Raw genomic sequence first — 17015 nt, forward strand, 5'->3', positions numbered from 1 at the left:
TTATTTCTCCACTAAGCCAAATGCATGAATAAGGTCATCAATCAGATCATCACCATCTTCAAGACCCACAGACAAACGTAGTAAGAAATGAGAAACGCCTGCCTCTGCTAGGGCTTCTTCACCCATAGCTCGGTGTGTCATGGTCGCAGGGTGGCAAATTAAACTTTCTACTCCGCCTAAAGATTCAGCCAGTGAGAATAACTTCAAGCCACCCACAAAGGTTTTTAGCTCTTCCATACTGCCATCAAACTCAAAGCTCAGCATGCTGCCAAAGCCGGACTGTTGACGCTTTGCAATCTCATGCCCCGGATGCTCAGGAAGGCTTGGGTGGTAGATGGTTTTAACGCGTTTTTGCGATTGAAGGTAATTCAGGATCTGCTGTGACCCTTCTTCATGAACACGCATTCGAGCGCCTAAGGTACGAATACCACGCAGAGTCATGTAACTATCAAATGGCGTGCCTGTTGCACCGATGCAGTTACCCCACCAGCCAAGCTCTTCTGCGTGCTCTTCGGTTTTAGTGATCACCACACCGCCAATGACATCAGAGTGACCGTTAATGTACTTGGTGGTTGAATGAATAACGAAGTCTGCACCCAGCTCTAAAGGCTTTTGGAATATCGGTGTCAAAAAGGTATTGTCGACACCCACTAATGCTCCAACCTCAGTCGCTTGTTGGCACACCTTTGCGATATCCACTACACGAACCAATGGGTTAGACGGTGTTTCGATAAGAATAAGCTTAGGTTTTTTTGCTATCGCAGCAGCCAATGCCTGTTCATCTGATTGATCAACAAACTCTACCTTAAAATCACCCTTTAATGAGCGAGTATTGAATAGACGGTAGGTCCCACCATAGCAATCATGCGGTGCAATAATTAAATCATCAGGGCCTAAAAATGCTGAAACCCACAGATTAAGCGCTGATGTACCACAGTTAGTGACTACTGCACCTTTACCTGATTCCAACTCAAACAATGCCGTCTCGAGTAATCCTCGATTTGGATTTCCTGAGCGGGTATAGTCGTACTTAGGTACATCTCCAAATGAAGGGAAACCATAGTTGGTGGACAGATAAATTGGGGGAACAACAGCATGGTGTTGGGTATCAGATTCGATACCGGTACGAACGGCAATCGTCGATGACTTGTGTTTACTGCTCATTTTCTTGTCCTTTCCTTTGACAATGACTGGTGGAGTTTGATACCAATCAAATTAATCTAACTCTGTTCATAGATTACCCCTATAATCATCAGACTTCAACACGTCTAGACGTCTAAATGCCTTTACATATAGCAGTCAATATCGCTAGAATTAGGTATTAACTCTTATATTAGGTAATAAAAGGTTTCCAATGGCAGACTGGAATGGCGAATACATCAGCCCATATGCTGAACACGGTAAAAAAAGTACTCAAGTTAAAAAGATCACTGTGTCTATTCCGCTTAAGGTTTTAAAGATTCTGACTGACGAGCGTACTCGTCGCCAGGTGAACAACCTGCGTCATGCAACCAATAGTGAACTGCTTTGTGAGGCATTCTTACATGCATACACAGGACAGCCTCTACCTACTGATGAAGACCTTAGAAAAGACCATCCTGATGAGATCCCTGCTGAAGCTCAGCAAATCATGTCTGATCTAGGTATCGAGTTAGAAGTGTTTGATGATTAAATAGCACATATTGGCAATTTAAAACGCCAGTAAGCAAATAACAAAAGGGGGTTAGAGTACATGTACTCTAACCCCCTTTTTACATTTTCGGGCTTATCCCTGCATGTAACCTTCTGGTAACTCAATACGTGCTACACCAGACTCAACTGCCGCCTCAGCTACCGCTTTTGCGACGCGAGGAAGTAAACGAGGATCCATTGGTTTTGGAATAATGTAACCATTACCAAATTCTAAAGAATCGACACCCGCCGCTTTTAATACTTCAGCCGGAACAGGCTCTTTCGCCAACTGTCGAATGGCTTCTACTGCTGCGAGTTTCATTTCGATATTAATTTCACTTGCGCGAACGTCCAACGCACCACGGAAGATGAATGGGAAGCAAATAACGTTGTTTACCTGATTTGGGTAGTCTGAACGACCTGTACCCATAATAAGGTCAGTACGTACTTTATGTGCAAGCTCTGGCTTAATCTCCGGATCTGGATTTGAACAAGCGAATACTACAGGCTTGTCACCCATTAGTGCCAGGGCTTCTGGAGACAATAGATTTGGTCCTGATACACCTAAGAACAGATCTGCGCCTTCAATAACATCTTCTAGCGTGCGCTTATCAGTATTGTTGGCGAATAGCTGCTTATATTCGTTCAAGTCATCACGACGAGTATGAATCACACCCTTACGATCTAACATGTAGATTTTTTCGCGCTGAGCGCCACATTTAATCAACAGCTCCATACATGCAACTGCAGCTGCACCTGCACCCAAGCAAACAATGGTAGACTCGCACAACTGCTTACCCTGAAGCTCAATGGCATTTAACATACCCGCGGCGGTAACAATCGCGGTACCGTGCTGATCATCGTGGAAAACTGGCACATCACAACGTTCAATCAAGCGACTCTCAATCTCAAAGCAATCTGGCGCTTTAATATCTTCTAGGTTAATACCACCAAAGGTATCGGCAATCGCTGCGACTGTATCAACGAATTCATCAATGGTACGGTGCTTTACTTCAATGTCGATTGAATCCAAACCTGCAAAACGCTTAAATAGAAGAGCCTTACCTTCCATCACAGGTTTTGACGCCATAGGACCTAGGTTACCTAGGCCCAAAATAGCAGTGCCGTTTGAGATAACGGCAACCATGTTTCCTTTCGCAGTATACTTGTAAACGTTATCCACATTTTGAGCGATCTCACGCACTGGCTCTGCAACACCTGGGCTATATGCCAAAGCAAGATCATGCACTGAGTCAGCAGGAGTAGTCAGCTCAACAGCAATCTTTCCCGGTTTAGGGAGCTCATGATAATCAAGAGCTTGCTGGCGGAAATCATTTACAGGTTGGTCATCAGACATCGAAGGAAATTCCTTAAGGGTGGGGAGTAACAAATGAAGCGTTAAGTGTAATTAAAAAAGGCTTAATGTGCTACAAGCTAGCAACAGTATGAATTGTAATCTTTGCTTTCAACTGAGATCAAAAAAGGCCGCCTAAGCGACCTTTTTCTGTTTCTTTACGACTAAGATTACTTCTTAGAAGAAAGAGCACCGAAACGCTTATTAAAGCGATCAACACGGCCGCCAGTATCAACGATACGTTGCTTACCAGTGTAGAACGGGTGACATTTGTCACATACGTCTAGGTGGATAGATTCTTTAGCTAGAGTTGAGTTGAACTCAAAAGTGTTGCCGCAAGAACATGTTGCAGTAACTGCTTTGTACTCAGGATGGATACCTGCTTTCATGGGAAAACCTCATTTATAGGCCGTGTCGCTATCCAGTTCTATGCTGAACACCACACGTAGTTTCTAACAGTGACATCGTTTAATACGACGTCTTCAAGGCGCAGTATAGTAATGAAATAGTCTGTTGGGATCAACTTATTTGTCCCTTTTTTCACCACTTTTTTATTCGCAACTCTTTCTATAAAAGAGTTACGAAGATGAGCTTGGTTCACCTATATTCAATTATCGTAATCTTATTGGCTTTTCTCTAGTATTATCATGACTATCCGTTCTTGATTGCAAAGCCCCGAAGAGATCTCATGCGACCAACCATTGCCAGAGTTGCCTTACCTGTACCTCTGGATAAAGAATTTGAATACATCATCCCTGCCCATCTATTTCCCGCAGTGGGCGCGCGCGCATGGGTTCCATTCGGTCCTAAGAAGCTCCTTGGTGTCATCACAGCTCTAACTCATCAGTCAGAATACGATATCAACAAACTTAAACCCCTAACTGAAGTTCTTGATCAAGAACCGATATGGCCGGAAAAATTATATAAGCTAATCCACTGGGGCAGTCGATTCTACCAATACCCTTTGGGTGACACCTTAAACGGAGCCATGCCAGGGGCACTGCGCAAAGGCAAACCCGCACAAAAGCAACCACTAAAAACATGGCAACTCACAGATTCAGGGCGCAATCAATTGATGCAAGGCTTTGGTCGAGCGGTGCAACAAGCGAAAGTAATGAATGCTCTGCAGCATGGTGCCTTATCTCACCATGAACTTGTCGACATGGAAGTGTCTAGTACGGTGTTAAACACCCTACAAGATAAAGGCTGGATCGCTTCTTCAGAAGTCCTAGAGATCAATGATCAATGGCAAGACATTCGAGTTAACGAGAGTGATAAGCGAGAGCTTAACCATGAACAAATGCTAGCGGTAGTCACTGTTAATCATATTGAAGGCTACGAATGTGCTTTGTTAGATGGAGTCACTGGCTCAGGAAAGACTGAAGTTTATTTGCAGTTAATCGAGAAGGTAGTCAATCAAGGCAAGCAAGCCCTAGTGTTAGTCCCAGAGATTGGTCTAACTCCACAAACCATCAATCGATTTAAGCGACGGTTTAACATCCCCATAGCAACCATTCACTCAGGTCTCAATGACAGTGAGCGATTGAATGCATGGCTTGCGGCAAAAAATAAAGAATGTGGGATCCTTATTGGTACGCGCTCAGCTCTACTGACTCCATTTGCCGACCTTGGCATTGTCATTGTCGATGAGGAACATGACTCCTCCTACAAACAACAGGACAGCTTACGTTATCACGCACGAGACATGGCTATAATGCGGGCTCATTCAGAGTCCATTCCTATTGTGTTAGGTTCTGCAACACCGTCTTTAGAAACCTTGAACAACGCATTATCCGGTAAATATCTGCACTTAAAACTGACAGAGCGAGCAGGCGGAGCAAAACCTGCGAAGAACAGTGTTATAGACGTTAAAGGCCTGTACCTAGAAAGCGGTCTAAGTGCCCCTTTGATTGCACAAATGCGGAAACACTTGCAACAAGGCAATCAGGTAATGCTGTTTTTGAACCGTCGTGGATTTTCCCCAGCCATGATGTGCCATGAATGTGGCTGGATTGCAGAGTGTCACCGATGCGATGCCTATTACACTTTTCATCAAGGCAGTAGTGAAATGCGCTGCCATCACTGTGGCTCACAAAAACCAGTTGTACATCAATGTCAAAGCTGTGGGTCAACCCACTTAGTGACCGTGGGTGTGGGAACCGAGCAGCTTGAAAATCACCTTGAGACACTATTTCCTGAATACAAAACCATTCGTATTGATCGAGATAACACTCGCCGGAAAGGTAGTCTAGAAGCGGCGCTTGAATCTATCCGCGAGGGGGAATACCAAATTCTAATTGGCACGCAGATGCTGGCAAAGGGACACCACTTTCCTGATGTCACTCTAGTTGCACTGTTAGATGTCGACTCCTCTTTGTACAGTAGTGACTTCAGAGCTTCAGAGAAGCTAGCGCAATTATTCATCCAAGTAGCAGGGCGTGCCGGACGTGCCAGTAAACCTGGGCATGTGGTTTTGCAAACTCATCACCCTGAGCATTCACTGCTACAAGCACTGCTTCATAAGGGTTACCCCGAATTTGCGCAAGGCGCTCTCATGGAGCGACGCGTAGCCCAATTGCCTCCTTATGCCAGCCTGTCGCTATTTCGTGCCGAGTCAAACCACTCACAACTCGCTGAAGACTTTTTAAGACAGGTGCGCCATACCCTTGAAGCCCACCCATTATTTGATGAACATTGTTGGGTACTAGGGCCAACTCCAGCCCCAATGGCTAAACGCGCAGGAAAGTCACGTTGGCAACTTATTTTGCAGTGTCAGTTGCGCTCTACCATGCAAAAACTGCTAATGAGTGCAAAACCTGCCATTGAAATGTTACCTAACTCAAAAAAAGTGCGTTGGAACATAGATGTAGAGCCACAAGATTTAAGTTAAACTGCGCGCATATGACGAAATGAGAGTCATCTCACATCAAGTTGTTCATTTTTGCTACATGTCCCGTAAACTGTACGGATAAAAATGTTTACACTTATTTTTCACATACATTAAGACGTGAGTATTTAATACCATCTTGTTTCACGGATTGAATCAAGCACGCAAAAATTATCATAGAGGATAGGTGTACCATGGCGACCATGAAGGATGTTGCTGAACTCGCTGGCGTTTCCACTGCGACAGTATCAAGAGCGTTGATGAACCCAGAAAAAGTGTCCTCCTCAACTCGCAAACGAGTAGAAGAGGCAGTTATCGAATCGGGTTACTGCCCAAGCGCAATGATGCGCAGCATGAAACGTAACGAATCAAGAACCCTCGTAGTAATAGTACCTAATCTTTGCGACCCTTATTTTTCTGAAATCATTCGTGGCATCGAAACCGCTGCGTCAGAACAAGGCTACCTAGTACTTCACGGCGACAGCTCACAGCAAAAATGCAGGGATAACTCACTGGTCAATCTTATCTACTCTAAGCAAGCGGATGGCTTGATTTTACTTGGTACTGATTTACCTATCGATGCAAGTAAATCAGAACAAAGAAATCTTCCACCTATGGTGATGGCTTGTGAATACGCGCCAGAACTAGAGTTGCCTACCGTACATATCGATAATCTTACTGCTTCTTTTCAGGCTGTGAACTATCTCGCTAAACTTGGGCATAAGCGCATAGGAGAGATTCGTGGACCAGATAACGCCCCTCTATCTAGTTTCCGAAGCCAAGGTTTCCAACAAGCGTTGCGACGTGCAGGCCTCAGCATTGACTTAACCAATTCAGCCAGCGGTGACTTTAGCTTCGAATCTGGGGCGTTGGCACTGCGTAAGCTAATGAGTGCAGGCTCCCCACCAAGTGCTGTTTTTTGTCACAACGATATGATGGCGATTGGCGCAATCAAAGAAGCCAAAAATATGGGACTTAGAGTTCCACAGGACATTTCATTTATTGGATTCGACAATATAGAGTTTTCTGAATATTGCGATCCACCACTGACAACTGTCTCCCAGCCTCGCTATGATATCGGCTATCAAGCCACTCAAATGCTATTCGAACTCCTCAATGGCAACGAGATTAACTCAGGCTCACGACTTCTAGATACAGAGCTTGTGGTAAGAGAAAGTACCTTACCTCCTAGTTATTAAGGTCTATTATCTAAGCGACTTCTGCTTTAACATAGATATGGTTAACAACGGAATAGACTAATTCGAGTGGCAAGAAAAGACTATGTAAAGGGTGGCCGTACGCAAGCAAAGAAAACGCGTAAACCTACCCCATCAAAAAAACCATGGAAAGCAATCGTCCTAGCAGGCCTAATGTTGGGAGGATTTAGCTATGGACTGTATCTATTAAGCCAAGACCCTGAGCCGCCAACGCCCGTCAAGGTCGACAGTTCAAAAGCTAAAAAGCCTGCTAAGGTAGATAATTCACAGCTTCTTCCTCCACCTCCCGAAGAGGAATGGGAATATGTAAAGACCCTTCCCGAACGTGAAGTAAAAGTCGTTCCTAAAGAAGAAGTACTTTCAAAGATCCCTTATGTCATGCAGTGCGGCGCATACAAAACTCGCTCTCAGGCAGATGGAAGAAAGATGGATATTGCTTTCCAAGGTCTCAATAGCCTCGTTAAACAGCGAGAAGGCAGCAGTTGGTATCGCGTGGTACTAGGTCCTTATGACCGCAAGCGAGATGCTGAGCGCGATAAGCATAAATTACAGCGCGCCAAAATTGAGCCTTGCGTTATTTGGAAAGACACAGGTAGCTAATGCCCTTCTAGCCTCAGTGAGTCACTGGGGCTTTTTTCTGACTAGTTAACAAGCTCTCCGGATCTCTACAGCCCATCTACCTTGAATTTGCTCACGGTGATCCCCATTCTATTTCTATCTCACTGGTGAAATAAGAAGGAAACCTCGTGACTACCATAGTATCCGTACGCCGAAATAATAAAGTCGTCATCGCTGGTGATGGACAAGTATCTTTAGGCAATACCGTCATGAAAGGCAACGCACAAAAAGTTCGCCGCCTCTACAATGGCAAAGTACTGGCAGGTTTTGCTGGCGGTACCGCCGATGCATTCACGCTATTCGAGCGTTTCGAAAGCAAACTACAAATGCACCAAGGTCACCTGACTCGCGCCGCAGTTGAATTGGCCAAAGATTGGCGCAGTGATCGCGCTCTTCGTCGCCTTGAGGCTCTACTAGCCGTTGCTGACGAAACTGCCTCTCTAATCATTACAGGCAATGGCGATGTCGTCCAGCCAGAGAATGATCTAATCGCAATCGGTTCTGGTGGCAACTTTGCCCAAGCAGCAGCAACCGCATTGCTAGAAAATACCGAATTAGACGCAAAAGAAATCGCAGAAAAATCTTTGAATATTGCTGGCGATATCTGTGTATTCACCAACCATCATCACACTGTTGATGAGCTTGAGTACTAAGGAAAAACTATGTCCGAAATGACTCCTCGTGAGATCGTTCACGAACTAAACCGACACATCATCGGCCAAGAAAATGCTAAACGTTCAGTTGCTATTGCACTGCGTAACCGCTGGCGCCGCATGCAACTTGAAGAAAGCCTACGCGCAGAAGTGACCCCGAAAAACATTCTAATGATTGGTCCAACAGGTGTAGGTAAAACAGAAATTGCTCGTCGACTTGCAAGACTTGCCAATGCTCCTTTTATCAAGGTTGAAGCGACTAAGTTCACCGAAGTGGGCTACGTTGGTAAAGAAGTTGAGACCATCATTCGTGATCTTACCGATGTTGCGGTGAAGATGACTCATCAACAAGCGACAGAAAAAGTTAAATTCCGCGCAGAAGAACAAGCAGAAGAGCGCATCCTAGATGCTCTACTGCCACCTGCTCGTGACACTTGGGGTGAAAATGAGAAGCCTCAAGATACCAACTCGAATACTCGCCAAGTCTTTCGTAAGAAATTGCGTGAAGGTAAACTAGACGACAAAGAGATCGATATCGAAGTTGCAGCGCCACAGATGGGTGTTGAGATCATGTCTCCTCCAGGAATGGAAGAGATGACCAACCAACTTCAAGGCATGTTCCAAAACTTGGCCGGAAATACAAAGAAAAGCCGCAAATTGAAGATCAAAGATGCCTTCAAGTCTCTTGTGGAAGAAGAAGCAGCTAAGTTAGTAAACCAAGAAGAGCTAAAAGAAGATGCCATCTTCAATGTAGAGAACAACGGCATCGTATTTATCGATGAGTTCGATAAAATCTGTAAGCGCGGTGAAAGCTCAGGCCCTGATGTATCCCGTGAAGGTGTGCAGCGCGACCTGCTGCCATTAATTGAAGGCAGTACTGTATCAACCAAACATGGCATGGTTAAAACTGACCATATTCTGTTTATTGCATCTGGTGCATTCCAGGTTGCCAAGCCGTCAGATCTCATTCCAGAACTGCAAGGCCGTTTACCTATTCGTGTTGAACTTGAAGCACTTTCAAGTCACGACTTTGAACGCATCCTAACAGAGCCGCGCGCGTCCCTATCAGAACAATACGTTGCGCTAATGAAAACCGAAGAAGTAAACGTAGAGTTTACTAAAGACGGTATCAAACGCATCGCAGAAGCCGCATGGCAGGTGAACGAAACCACCGAAAATATTGGAGCTCGCCGCTTGCACACCGTAATGGAACGTCTAATGGACGAAATCTCTTACGAAGCTACGGAAAAAACAGGCGCTGAGCTCACCATTGATGCAAATTACGTTGAGAGTAAGCTTGGTAAGCTCGTGGAAAACGAAGATTTGAGTCGCTTTATTCTTTAATAGTAAAACTATTACCCATGACTGATTGGAAAAACAAGCTTAGGTAACACTCAAGTTAATTCTGTATTTGGATACTAAGATAAATAAAAGGCGCTCTAACGAGCGCCTTTTTTGTATTTGCAGTAACCATTTTGTTTCTACCAAACACTTTGATTTCTTGAATTAATTTTCTTTATTACGTCCAAATACAAAACGCACTAGAACTATGCCTACACCCAGCATACCGCCAAACAAAGCACCTAGCACAGCAATAAGCGCACGCTTTGGAGCATCGCGATTGATTGGCTGTTCGACTTCTTCAATGAAACGATAAGATTTAAAATCGATATCTTCATTGATGTCTAGATTATTCATAAGGTCCAATTTAGCATCGATCTGTTGAAGTCTAGGCTCAATAACAGCTAGGTTTTTGACATCCTCAAGCGCAGATATCTTAGCCTTAATCGCTTTAGCTCCAAGGTTGATCGCAAAAATCTCTTTATCACCCAGGTTCTGTATAGGCGCATTAATTGATGCCGCTTCTGCAATATCATAAGCATATTTTGAACGTTGTAACTCAACTGCAAGCACTTGTTTAGCCTGATTTTCTAGAATTAATTTTTGTTGTTTTAACTGTGTTTCTTTAGCATCTAACGTTGCTTCAATATTCTTGAACGCGTCCGCTTGAACCTTCTTCTCTATCATAGCAATGTAGTCATTGAGAAGGTTATAGCTGTCCATCTGAGTCGTAGCTTGAAGAGAAATAATATATTCATCTCTGCGATTTTTCTCTGCTGGAGCTGCAGAAATTTTTTGATACCAAGCACTATAAAGGCGTCTTTGTGCCGCTTGTGCATCAGCGCCAGCGTCCGCATTCTCTCTCAATGCTTTTTTAAATGCTAAAAAAGTTTCGTTGTTATCAAAGAAACGCTTTTTATTAGCCGTTGCATTAAACGCACGAATAAATTGGGCAAAGATCTTGTCAGGTTCAACCAAGTCATCGAGCTCTTTACTTACTCGCACCGTACCATCATCTTGATAAGTATCAAAAATAGGCTGAAAAGATTTTACTTGCTGACGATATATGGCAAAGTCATTAACCTGTGGTTCAACAATTCTCGCTTTAGAACTCCACCACTCCTGCGCATTTAGAGCGTGTACCACAGCACCAGCAGCGAAAACAAAAGTAGTCACTACAATTAAAAATTTTCCCTTCCAGAGAGCAATAAATAGTTCTCTTAGGTCAATCTCATCATCTTGGTAGTAGGCTTCACTCATAGAGTTGTGCTGTGGTGTTACTGCTTGTTTAGACTGATTCAAGTTCTTTCCTCTATAACTTTATCTGCTGCTTTTTTCATAAGTGGGTAAACGGTATCAATACAAAATAGTTAATCCGTTACTATTGCGTCTAAGTTTCTCATAAATGTAGGTTTAATTCCCTAGATTTTAGTTCCTTGTTATACTCTGAGTTAGTCAAATTTGAAGGAAAGAACAAAATGATCATAGTAACCGGTGGCGCAGGTATGATTGGCAGTAATATTGTCAAAGCGTTAAATGACAAAGGGATCAACGACATCTTGGTTGTAGACAACCTCAAGGATGGCAAGAAATTTGTCAACTTGGTCGATCTAGATATTACCGATTACATGGATCGTGATGATTTCCTGACACAAGTTATGGCCGGAGATGACTTTGGCCCTATTGACGCAATATTCCATGAAGGTGCCTGCTCTGCTACGACAGAGTGGGACGGTAAATACATGATGCTCAACAACTATGAGTATTCAAAAGAGCTTCTTCACTACTGTTTAGAACGTGAAATTCCATTTCTTTATGCATCCTCTGCAGCCACTTACGGTGAAACAAATACCTTTGTTGAAGAAAGAGAGTACGAAGGTGCTTTAAACGTATATGGCTATTCAAAGCAGCAATTTGACAACTACGTACGTCGTCTCGTGGCTGATGCAGATGCTCACGGAGAAACTCTTTCTCAAATCACAGGCTTTCGATACTTCAATGTTTACGGTCCTAGAGAGCAGCACAAAGGCTCAATGGCATCGGTTGCCTTCCATCTCAACAATCAGCTCAATGCTGATGAGAATCCAAGATTATTTGCAGGTAGCGAACACTTTAAACGCGACTTTGTATATGTTGGTGATGTGGCTGCGGTTAACTTGTGGTTCCTTGAAAACCCTATGTCAGGTATCTTCAACCTAGGCACTGGCAATGCAGAGTCCTTTGAAGAGGTGGCTAAAGCAGCGATTAAACACCATGGGAAAGGCTACATTGAAACCATTCCATTCCCTGAGCACCTAAAAGGTGCATATCAAGAGTACACACAAGCCGACCTCACCAAACTTAGAGCTACAGGGTGCGAGCATCCATTTAAATCAGTGGCAGAAGGTGTTGCTGAATACTTGAATATTATCAATAAATAGAAAGCAGTTTCATCGATGAAAAATACTCGCAATGACTTTGATCCGAAGGCTTATAACCCAAGGTTCCAGAAAAGCTTCTTAGCGCCAAAATATTGGAGCACTTGGTTAGGTATTCTATTCGCCATCCCATTTAGTTTTATGCCTATATCTCTTCACCAATGGCTAGCTACCCGTGCTACAAAGAAGATCATGTCCAAAACTCGTGGACAAGCACATCGTGCACGAGTGAATCTCACTCACTGTTATCCTGATATGCCAGAGAGTAAACGAGAAATTATCATTGAGAAAATGCTTGTCACTGCAGGCACCTACTTGATGCGCTTTCCACTACTGACACTGCGTAGTCGAAAGTGGTTAGCCAAAAATACCGTCGTTCATGGGTTAGATAACTTTACTAACGCTAAAGATGCCGGGGAAAATGTCATATTTCTAGTCCCTCACACTTGGTCTGTGGATGTTTTTGCGATGCTACTGGCCTCCCAAGGGCACCCAATGTGCACCATGGTGAAAAGCCAGAAAAATGAATTGAGTGAATGGGCAATGTCTGTTCAGCGAAAACAATATGGTGGTAGATTATACGAACGCGCCGGCGGGATTAAACCATTTATTAAAGCTATAAATGGAGGTTATACCGGATACTTTTTACCTGACCAAGATCATGGTCCGAAGAAGAGTGTGTTTGTTGATTTTTGTGCCACTACTAAAGCAACACTTCCTGTAATGGGCTTTCTAGCCAAGGCCACAAAAAGTAAAATCATTCCTTTATGGACAGAATTTGATACTCAAACGGGTAGATTTATTATAGATGCCTATCCTGCATTGGATGAATTCCCTACCGACTCTCCAGAAGGTGACGCAATTGCAATGAACCAATTTATTGAACACTGTTGTGCGGACAAACCTGAGCAATATATGTGGAATTTAAAATTATTGGCATCAAGAATAAATGAAAAAAATATTTACAAATAGAAATAATGTAATTTTAAACCTGACCTTATTTCTTTGTCAGAGTTACAGTTTGCTAATTATATTTTCTGGTATGTGGTTGCACTCCAGACATGAAAAACTTCTTATTATACCACTAATAATCTGGTGTCTTCTTTCTTTGATGAAGCATGGGGCGGGGTATTATTTAAAAAAAATAAAAGAACAGCCTTTATTAAAGTTTATTTTTATACTATTCGTTATTTCCAATCTCATAGATATACTAGGATATGGATTTTTACACAGTACATTTGTGCGTGGAACATCACTTATCTTCGTTTTATCTGTATTATATGACGGAAAAAAATACAAAAATGATACAATTGTTATAATTGTAGGGCTATGCATATTACCTAGCATAATATACTGCTTAGATTTCTATCTAGAAAACTCTAGAAGACCTGAAAATATTATTAATCCAAATTCATTTTCTATATTATTCTCCATGTCTGCAATTTACTTTTTATTTGTTGACTGTTCAAATAGAAAGGTCATCATCTTTAAATATTCCCTCGCATTGATATGTATTATATGTGTTATAATCATGTACTCTAGAGCTAGTTTATTGTCAATGTTATTGACAATTGTATTTATAGCACTTATGAAGTACAGACATAATATTCAAAAATTATTGTTCTCGATTTTTGTGTTAATTTCAATTTCCATGACATTCTATTACTCTGGTTTCACAGACAAAATAGTTTCAAAAACTGAACAACAATTATCAATTCTTGGCAAAAATATGAATTCTCCAGATGGTTTTAGACTTCAAGCGTATATGCTCGGTTACGAATTAATCAAAGAAAAGCCAATTTTGGGGTGGGGAAATAACATTAGAACTCACTCAAAGCAATTACTTAATAATGAACCATTTACTGTAGGGTATAAGAAATTTTTTAATAATAGTAAATATCCTCACTTCCACAACATGTATATTGATGTTGCCGTTCGATTTGGGTTGCCAGTATTCTTTCTGTTTTTAGCATCTATATACTCACTTTTAAAACGAAATATTCTCTGTAAAAATATTTTGTTTTCTAGTTATATTATGTACTTTCTAATTATAGGAATTTTCGATTCTATATTTATTTTTGGAACTAGTTTGTTGCTCCTTACATCTTTCATACTAATTACAAGAGGCAAAAATGAAAGTTGATATTGTCTATACATGGGTAAATGATTGCGATGCATTATGGTTAGATAAAAGGAAAAAATACTTATATAAAACCACAGAAGAAGAAATAACGAATAGATATGATGACCAAGATGAACTTAAGTATTCTCTTCGTTCAGTGGCAAAATTTGCCCCCTGGATAAATCATATATATATTGTCACAGACAATCAAAAGCCTAATTGGCTAAAGTATAATAGCAAAATATCGATAATTAACCATGAAGAAATTATACCAAACAAATACCTTCCTACTTTCAATTCATCAGTTATCGAACTATTTATACACCGTATACCTAATTTATCTGAAAACTTTCTGTATCTAAATGATGATGTATTGTTTGGAAGAAACTTAAACTTTTCTGATTTCTATAAGAATAAGACCACACCTTATGCATTCACTAGTAGTATTTTACAAAAACACAGAAATGGCAGAAAAAACATTGATTATCATCAAGAAAGTATATTAAGCGCTAGGCAGCAAGTATATCTTACTCACCATAAACATATTAACTTTGCATTTAGACATTCCGCAAAAGCTTATATTAAAAGTAGAGTGGAATATGTATTTGAAAAATATTCTCTCTACTTACTTTCAGCTGCAAATGATAAATTCAGAAAAACACCTGTAAACATAGATTATCTATATCTCTATCATGAAATTGCAGAAAATAGAGTAAAAACCAGATACATTAGAACATTGAAAAATAAGTCCCTGCTGTTATTCAATAGTCGCACATATCTTTATATTAATAAGAAAAATGAAGAGCTAATATCTGAGTTGGATAGCCTAAAGCCATTTATGGTCTGTATGAATGACGTTACAAACTCAGATAATATTAATAAACTTTTTTCTAAGACTAGTCTTCATTTGAAGAGTCAATATGAGAAATAATTCCATTGCGACAATAGTACTGGCCATCACTCAAAGAAGTCATCAACTCACGGTTTTTTCTCCAATTACACCTTGAGCGCTCTTGATGAAAGAGATGATAAGCAATCGCAGAAAGTTTCAATTTCTGCCTTTTTATCCCACTATTTATCATTCGCAAAGTAAAATCAACATCTTCATAACCCCAACCAATAAATTCATTATTAAAACCGTTAATTTTTAAAGCATCCTTACGCCAAAAACCAATATTACAGCCTTTAATTCCTGATTTAGAGTCGACACTGCCTTTGCAAAATAGACTTAAAAAAGGAGACCTTATCGCATATAGTCTATTTTTAGTATCTTTAATGTAAGGTGAGAATATATTAAAACTATCAATATTCATGACTGATATACACTCAGAGTGTTTAAGTTTGATTCTATTTCCTTGTACAAAGTAACCATCTCTAGAAATTCTTTTATGATCTTCAATAAACCTTTTGTCAAGGATCATATCTCCATCAATCATAACTACATAATCTGATGATGACTTTAAAATTGCTTTGTTACGACTTTCAGAAAGTCTAAATCCTTTATCTTCTTGCCAGGAATGAATTAGCTCAATAGGCAAACGAGAGCGCCAGTAATCTATTATTTTTTTTGTTTCTTCTTCAGAACCATCATCTGCGATAACAATTTCATCAGGCATTAACGTTTGCTTAGATACACTATCCAAAACAAGATCTAGAGCCTCAACCCAATTATATGTTGTTATAATTAACACTATTTTCATAAAGTACTACACGTTGTTTTATTTAATATAATATACAGCTAAACAAAAATCATTAACTCGCTATCAACGACTTATTCTCTTAATAAATTCCATTGCATTTATTTGTTTAAAGACTGTTTTTTTATAACTTTCATCAGAACTAAGATTAAACTCGCTATTTTTATGATTTTTTAATGTATCAATTAAATGTTCTATATTTTTTGGTGAAGAAGTTTTAAATCTTGCTGGAAGATATTTATTTTCGTTACGACTAAGCAAATTGCTTAAAGCATTTTCTATCGTCTTCCCTAAAGGAAGTCTCTTTTCTATTTCGAAAGGAATAGTGTGTATATTTATATCCATATCAAGAGCTTCAGCAAAGTCATACCATTTTTCAAAACTAAAAATTGGTGAATAAGATACCGCAAGCCAAGGAACTCTCAATACATCAGCAATAATGGCGCCATGCATAGCCTCTGCTATGACACGTTCGCATTGTTGGATTTCAACAAGGAAGTCGTCAACAGGCTGCTTAGGCGAAATAAAATGTAACCCAGCTTTTTCACATACGCTCTGCCAACCAATAAAGTCTTCGCTTTTGTGATGAGGAACAAATCCTATTCTTCCTTCAATTTTTGCAGATTTTGGATAATCAACAGTACTAATTAGATAAGCGCCATCACCAATAACCTTTTCTTCGGAGATTCCAAGCTTTTTTGCTGTTCTCGGGCCTCGAACACCATGGACTACGCACCTATCGTCCAAAGGAGGAGCACTTCCCTCCCATGCGCCAGAAGAGAATATATGTATCTTAGTTGCGGAAGCCAGGTCTTTTTTAAAACGCTTTGCTGTCAAAAGTGTGCCAATACCAACTAAGTACTCTTGAGAATTTCCTGTTGAGTCAATGTCAATAACGTCATCACCAAACAGCTTAGGCCACAGCCAAGGATTTAAATCGTCCCCAACATTAAGTGATTTAGACCGACAGTATTCTAGTTTCATATAATCTTACTTATCCTTGATAGTGCATTATGACTAAACTTAACCATTACAAAG

At 40.8% G+C, this 17015-nt stretch carries 16 protein-coding genes; 10 read left to right on the forward strand and 6 right to left on the reverse strand.

Features of this window, described 5'->3' with window-relative positions; all coding sequences use genetic code 11:
• Complete coding sequence (locus tag OCU48_RS12300) at window positions 1–1164, reverse strand: O-succinylhomoserine (thiol)-lyase (RefSeq protein ID WP_141345645.1); 1164 nt, start codon at window positions 1162–1164, stop codon at window positions 1–3.
• A gap of 190 nt (window positions 1165–1354) precedes the next feature.
• On the opposite strand from OCU48_RS12300, the gene metJ reads away from it, so the two are divergent.
• Window positions 1355–1672 (forward strand): met regulon transcriptional regulator MetJ, encoded by a 318-nt coding sequence (metJ, locus tag OCU48_RS12305; RefSeq protein ID WP_141271780.1) that lies wholly within the window; start codon window positions 1355–1357, stop codon window positions 1670–1672.
• Between the two features lie 93 nt (window positions 1673–1765).
• Here the strand turns inward: metJ and OCU48_RS12310 are convergent, their stop codons facing one another.
• Together OCU48_RS12310 and rpmE are read right to left on the reverse strand one after the other, a co-directional pair.
• Window positions 1766–3028, reverse strand: coding sequence for a malic enzyme-like NAD(P)-binding protein (locus OCU48_RS12310; RefSeq protein WP_141345644.1), 1263 nt, complete (start codon window positions 3026–3028; stop codon window positions 1766–1768).
• 167 nt (window positions 3029–3195) lie between these two features.
• On the reverse strand, window positions 3196–3414 hold the full coding sequence (rpmE, locus tag OCU48_RS12315) for a 50S ribosomal protein L31 (RefSeq protein WP_004737142.1): 219 nt from the start codon (window positions 3412–3414) through the stop codon (window positions 3196–3198).
• Between the two features lie 299 nt (window positions 3415–3713).
• On the opposite strand from rpmE, the gene priA reads away from it, so the two are divergent.
• The 5 genes from priA (at window position 3714) to hslU (ending at window position 9744) form a co-directional block, all read left to right on the forward strand.
• A complete protein-coding gene (gene priA, locus OCU48_RS12320) occupies window positions 3714–5915 on the forward strand; it encodes a primosomal protein N' (RefSeq protein WP_141345643.1) in 2202 nt (733 codons plus the stop codon).
• Window positions 5916–6106: 191 nt separating this feature from the next.
• Complete coding sequence (gene cytR / locus OCU48_RS12325; RefSeq protein ID WP_141345642.1) at window positions 6107–7111, forward strand: DNA-binding transcriptional regulator CytR; 1005 nt, start codon at window positions 6107–6109, stop codon at window positions 7109–7111.
• Between the two features lie 66 nt (window positions 7112–7177).
• Window positions 7178–7729 carry an SPOR domain-containing protein gene (locus OCU48_RS12330; protein ID WP_141345641.1) on the forward strand — a complete coding sequence of 184 codons (552 nt, stop codon included), beginning with the start codon at window positions 7178–7180 and terminating at the stop codon, window positions 7727–7729.
• Window positions 7730–7875: 146 nt separating this feature from the next.
• Window positions 7876–8400: an ATP-dependent protease subunit HslV gene (hslV, locus tag OCU48_RS12335; protein WP_141345640.1), complete on the forward strand. Its 525-nt coding sequence runs from the start codon at window positions 7876–7878 to the stop codon at window positions 8398–8400.
• A 9-nt stretch (window positions 8401–8409) separates the two neighbouring features.
• Window positions 8410–9744: an HslU--HslV peptidase ATPase subunit gene (gene hslU / locus OCU48_RS12340; RefSeq protein ID WP_141345639.1), complete on the forward strand. Its 1335-nt coding sequence runs from the start codon at window positions 8410–8412 to the stop codon at window positions 9742–9744.
• Between the two features lie 162 nt (window positions 9745–9906).
• On the opposite strand, the gene OCU48_RS12345 is transcribed toward hslU, so the two are convergent.
• Entirely contained in the window at window positions 9907–11001 is a 1095-nt protein-coding gene (locus OCU48_RS12345) for an LPS O-antigen chain length determinant protein WzzB (RefSeq protein ID WP_141345695.1), read from the reverse strand.
• 218 nt (window positions 11002–11219) lie between these two features.
• Between OCU48_RS12345 and rfaD the strand changes: the two genes are divergently transcribed.
• Genes rfaD through OCU48_RS12365 form a run of 4 tightly spaced genes read left to right on the forward strand, consistent with a single transcriptional unit; the run spans window position 11220 to window position 15211 of the window.
• Window positions 11220–12161 (forward strand): ADP-glyceromanno-heptose 6-epimerase, encoded by a 942-nt coding sequence (gene rfaD / locus OCU48_RS12350; protein ID WP_141345638.1) that lies wholly within the window; start codon window positions 11220–11222, stop codon window positions 12159–12161.
• Window positions 12162–12176: 15 nt separating this feature from the next.
• A complete protein-coding gene (gene lpxM / locus OCU48_RS12355; RefSeq protein WP_141345637.1) occupies window positions 12177–13130 on the forward strand; it encodes a lauroyl-Kdo(2)-lipid IV(A) myristoyltransferase in 954 nt (317 codons plus the stop codon).
• Window positions 13108–14301, forward strand: coding sequence for an O-antigen ligase family protein (locus OCU48_RS12360; RefSeq protein ID WP_141345636.1), 1194 nt, complete (start codon window positions 13108–13110; stop codon window positions 14299–14301). The genes lpxM and OCU48_RS12360 overlap by 23 nt, the downstream gene beginning before the upstream one ends.
• A complete protein-coding gene (locus OCU48_RS12365) occupies window positions 14291–15211 on the forward strand; it encodes a stealth family protein (RefSeq protein ID WP_141345635.1) in 921 nt (306 codons plus the stop codon). The genes OCU48_RS12360 and OCU48_RS12365 overlap by 11 nt, the downstream gene beginning before the upstream one ends.
• Here OCU48_RS12365 and OCU48_RS12370 read toward each other — a convergent pair.
• On the reverse strand, window positions 15177–15980 hold the full coding sequence (locus OCU48_RS12370) for a glycosyltransferase family 2 protein (protein WP_141345634.1): 804 nt from the start codon (window positions 15978–15980) through the stop codon (window positions 15177–15179). The two genes, OCU48_RS12365 and OCU48_RS12370, sit on opposite strands and share 35 nt — an antisense overlap.
• 63 nt (window positions 15981–16043) lie before the next feature.
• Entirely contained in the window at window positions 16044–16961 is a 918-nt protein-coding gene (locus OCU48_RS12375) for a polysaccharide pyruvyl transferase family protein (protein ID WP_141345633.1), read from the reverse strand.
• Between the last annotated feature and the right edge of the window lie 54 nt (window positions 16962–17015).

Origin of the sequence: Vibrio inusitatus (assembly GCA_024346935.1) — a bacterium.
In the GTDB taxonomy this organism is placed as follows: Bacteria; Pseudomonadota; Gammaproteobacteria; order Enterobacterales; family Vibrionaceae; genus Vibrio; species Vibrio inusitatus.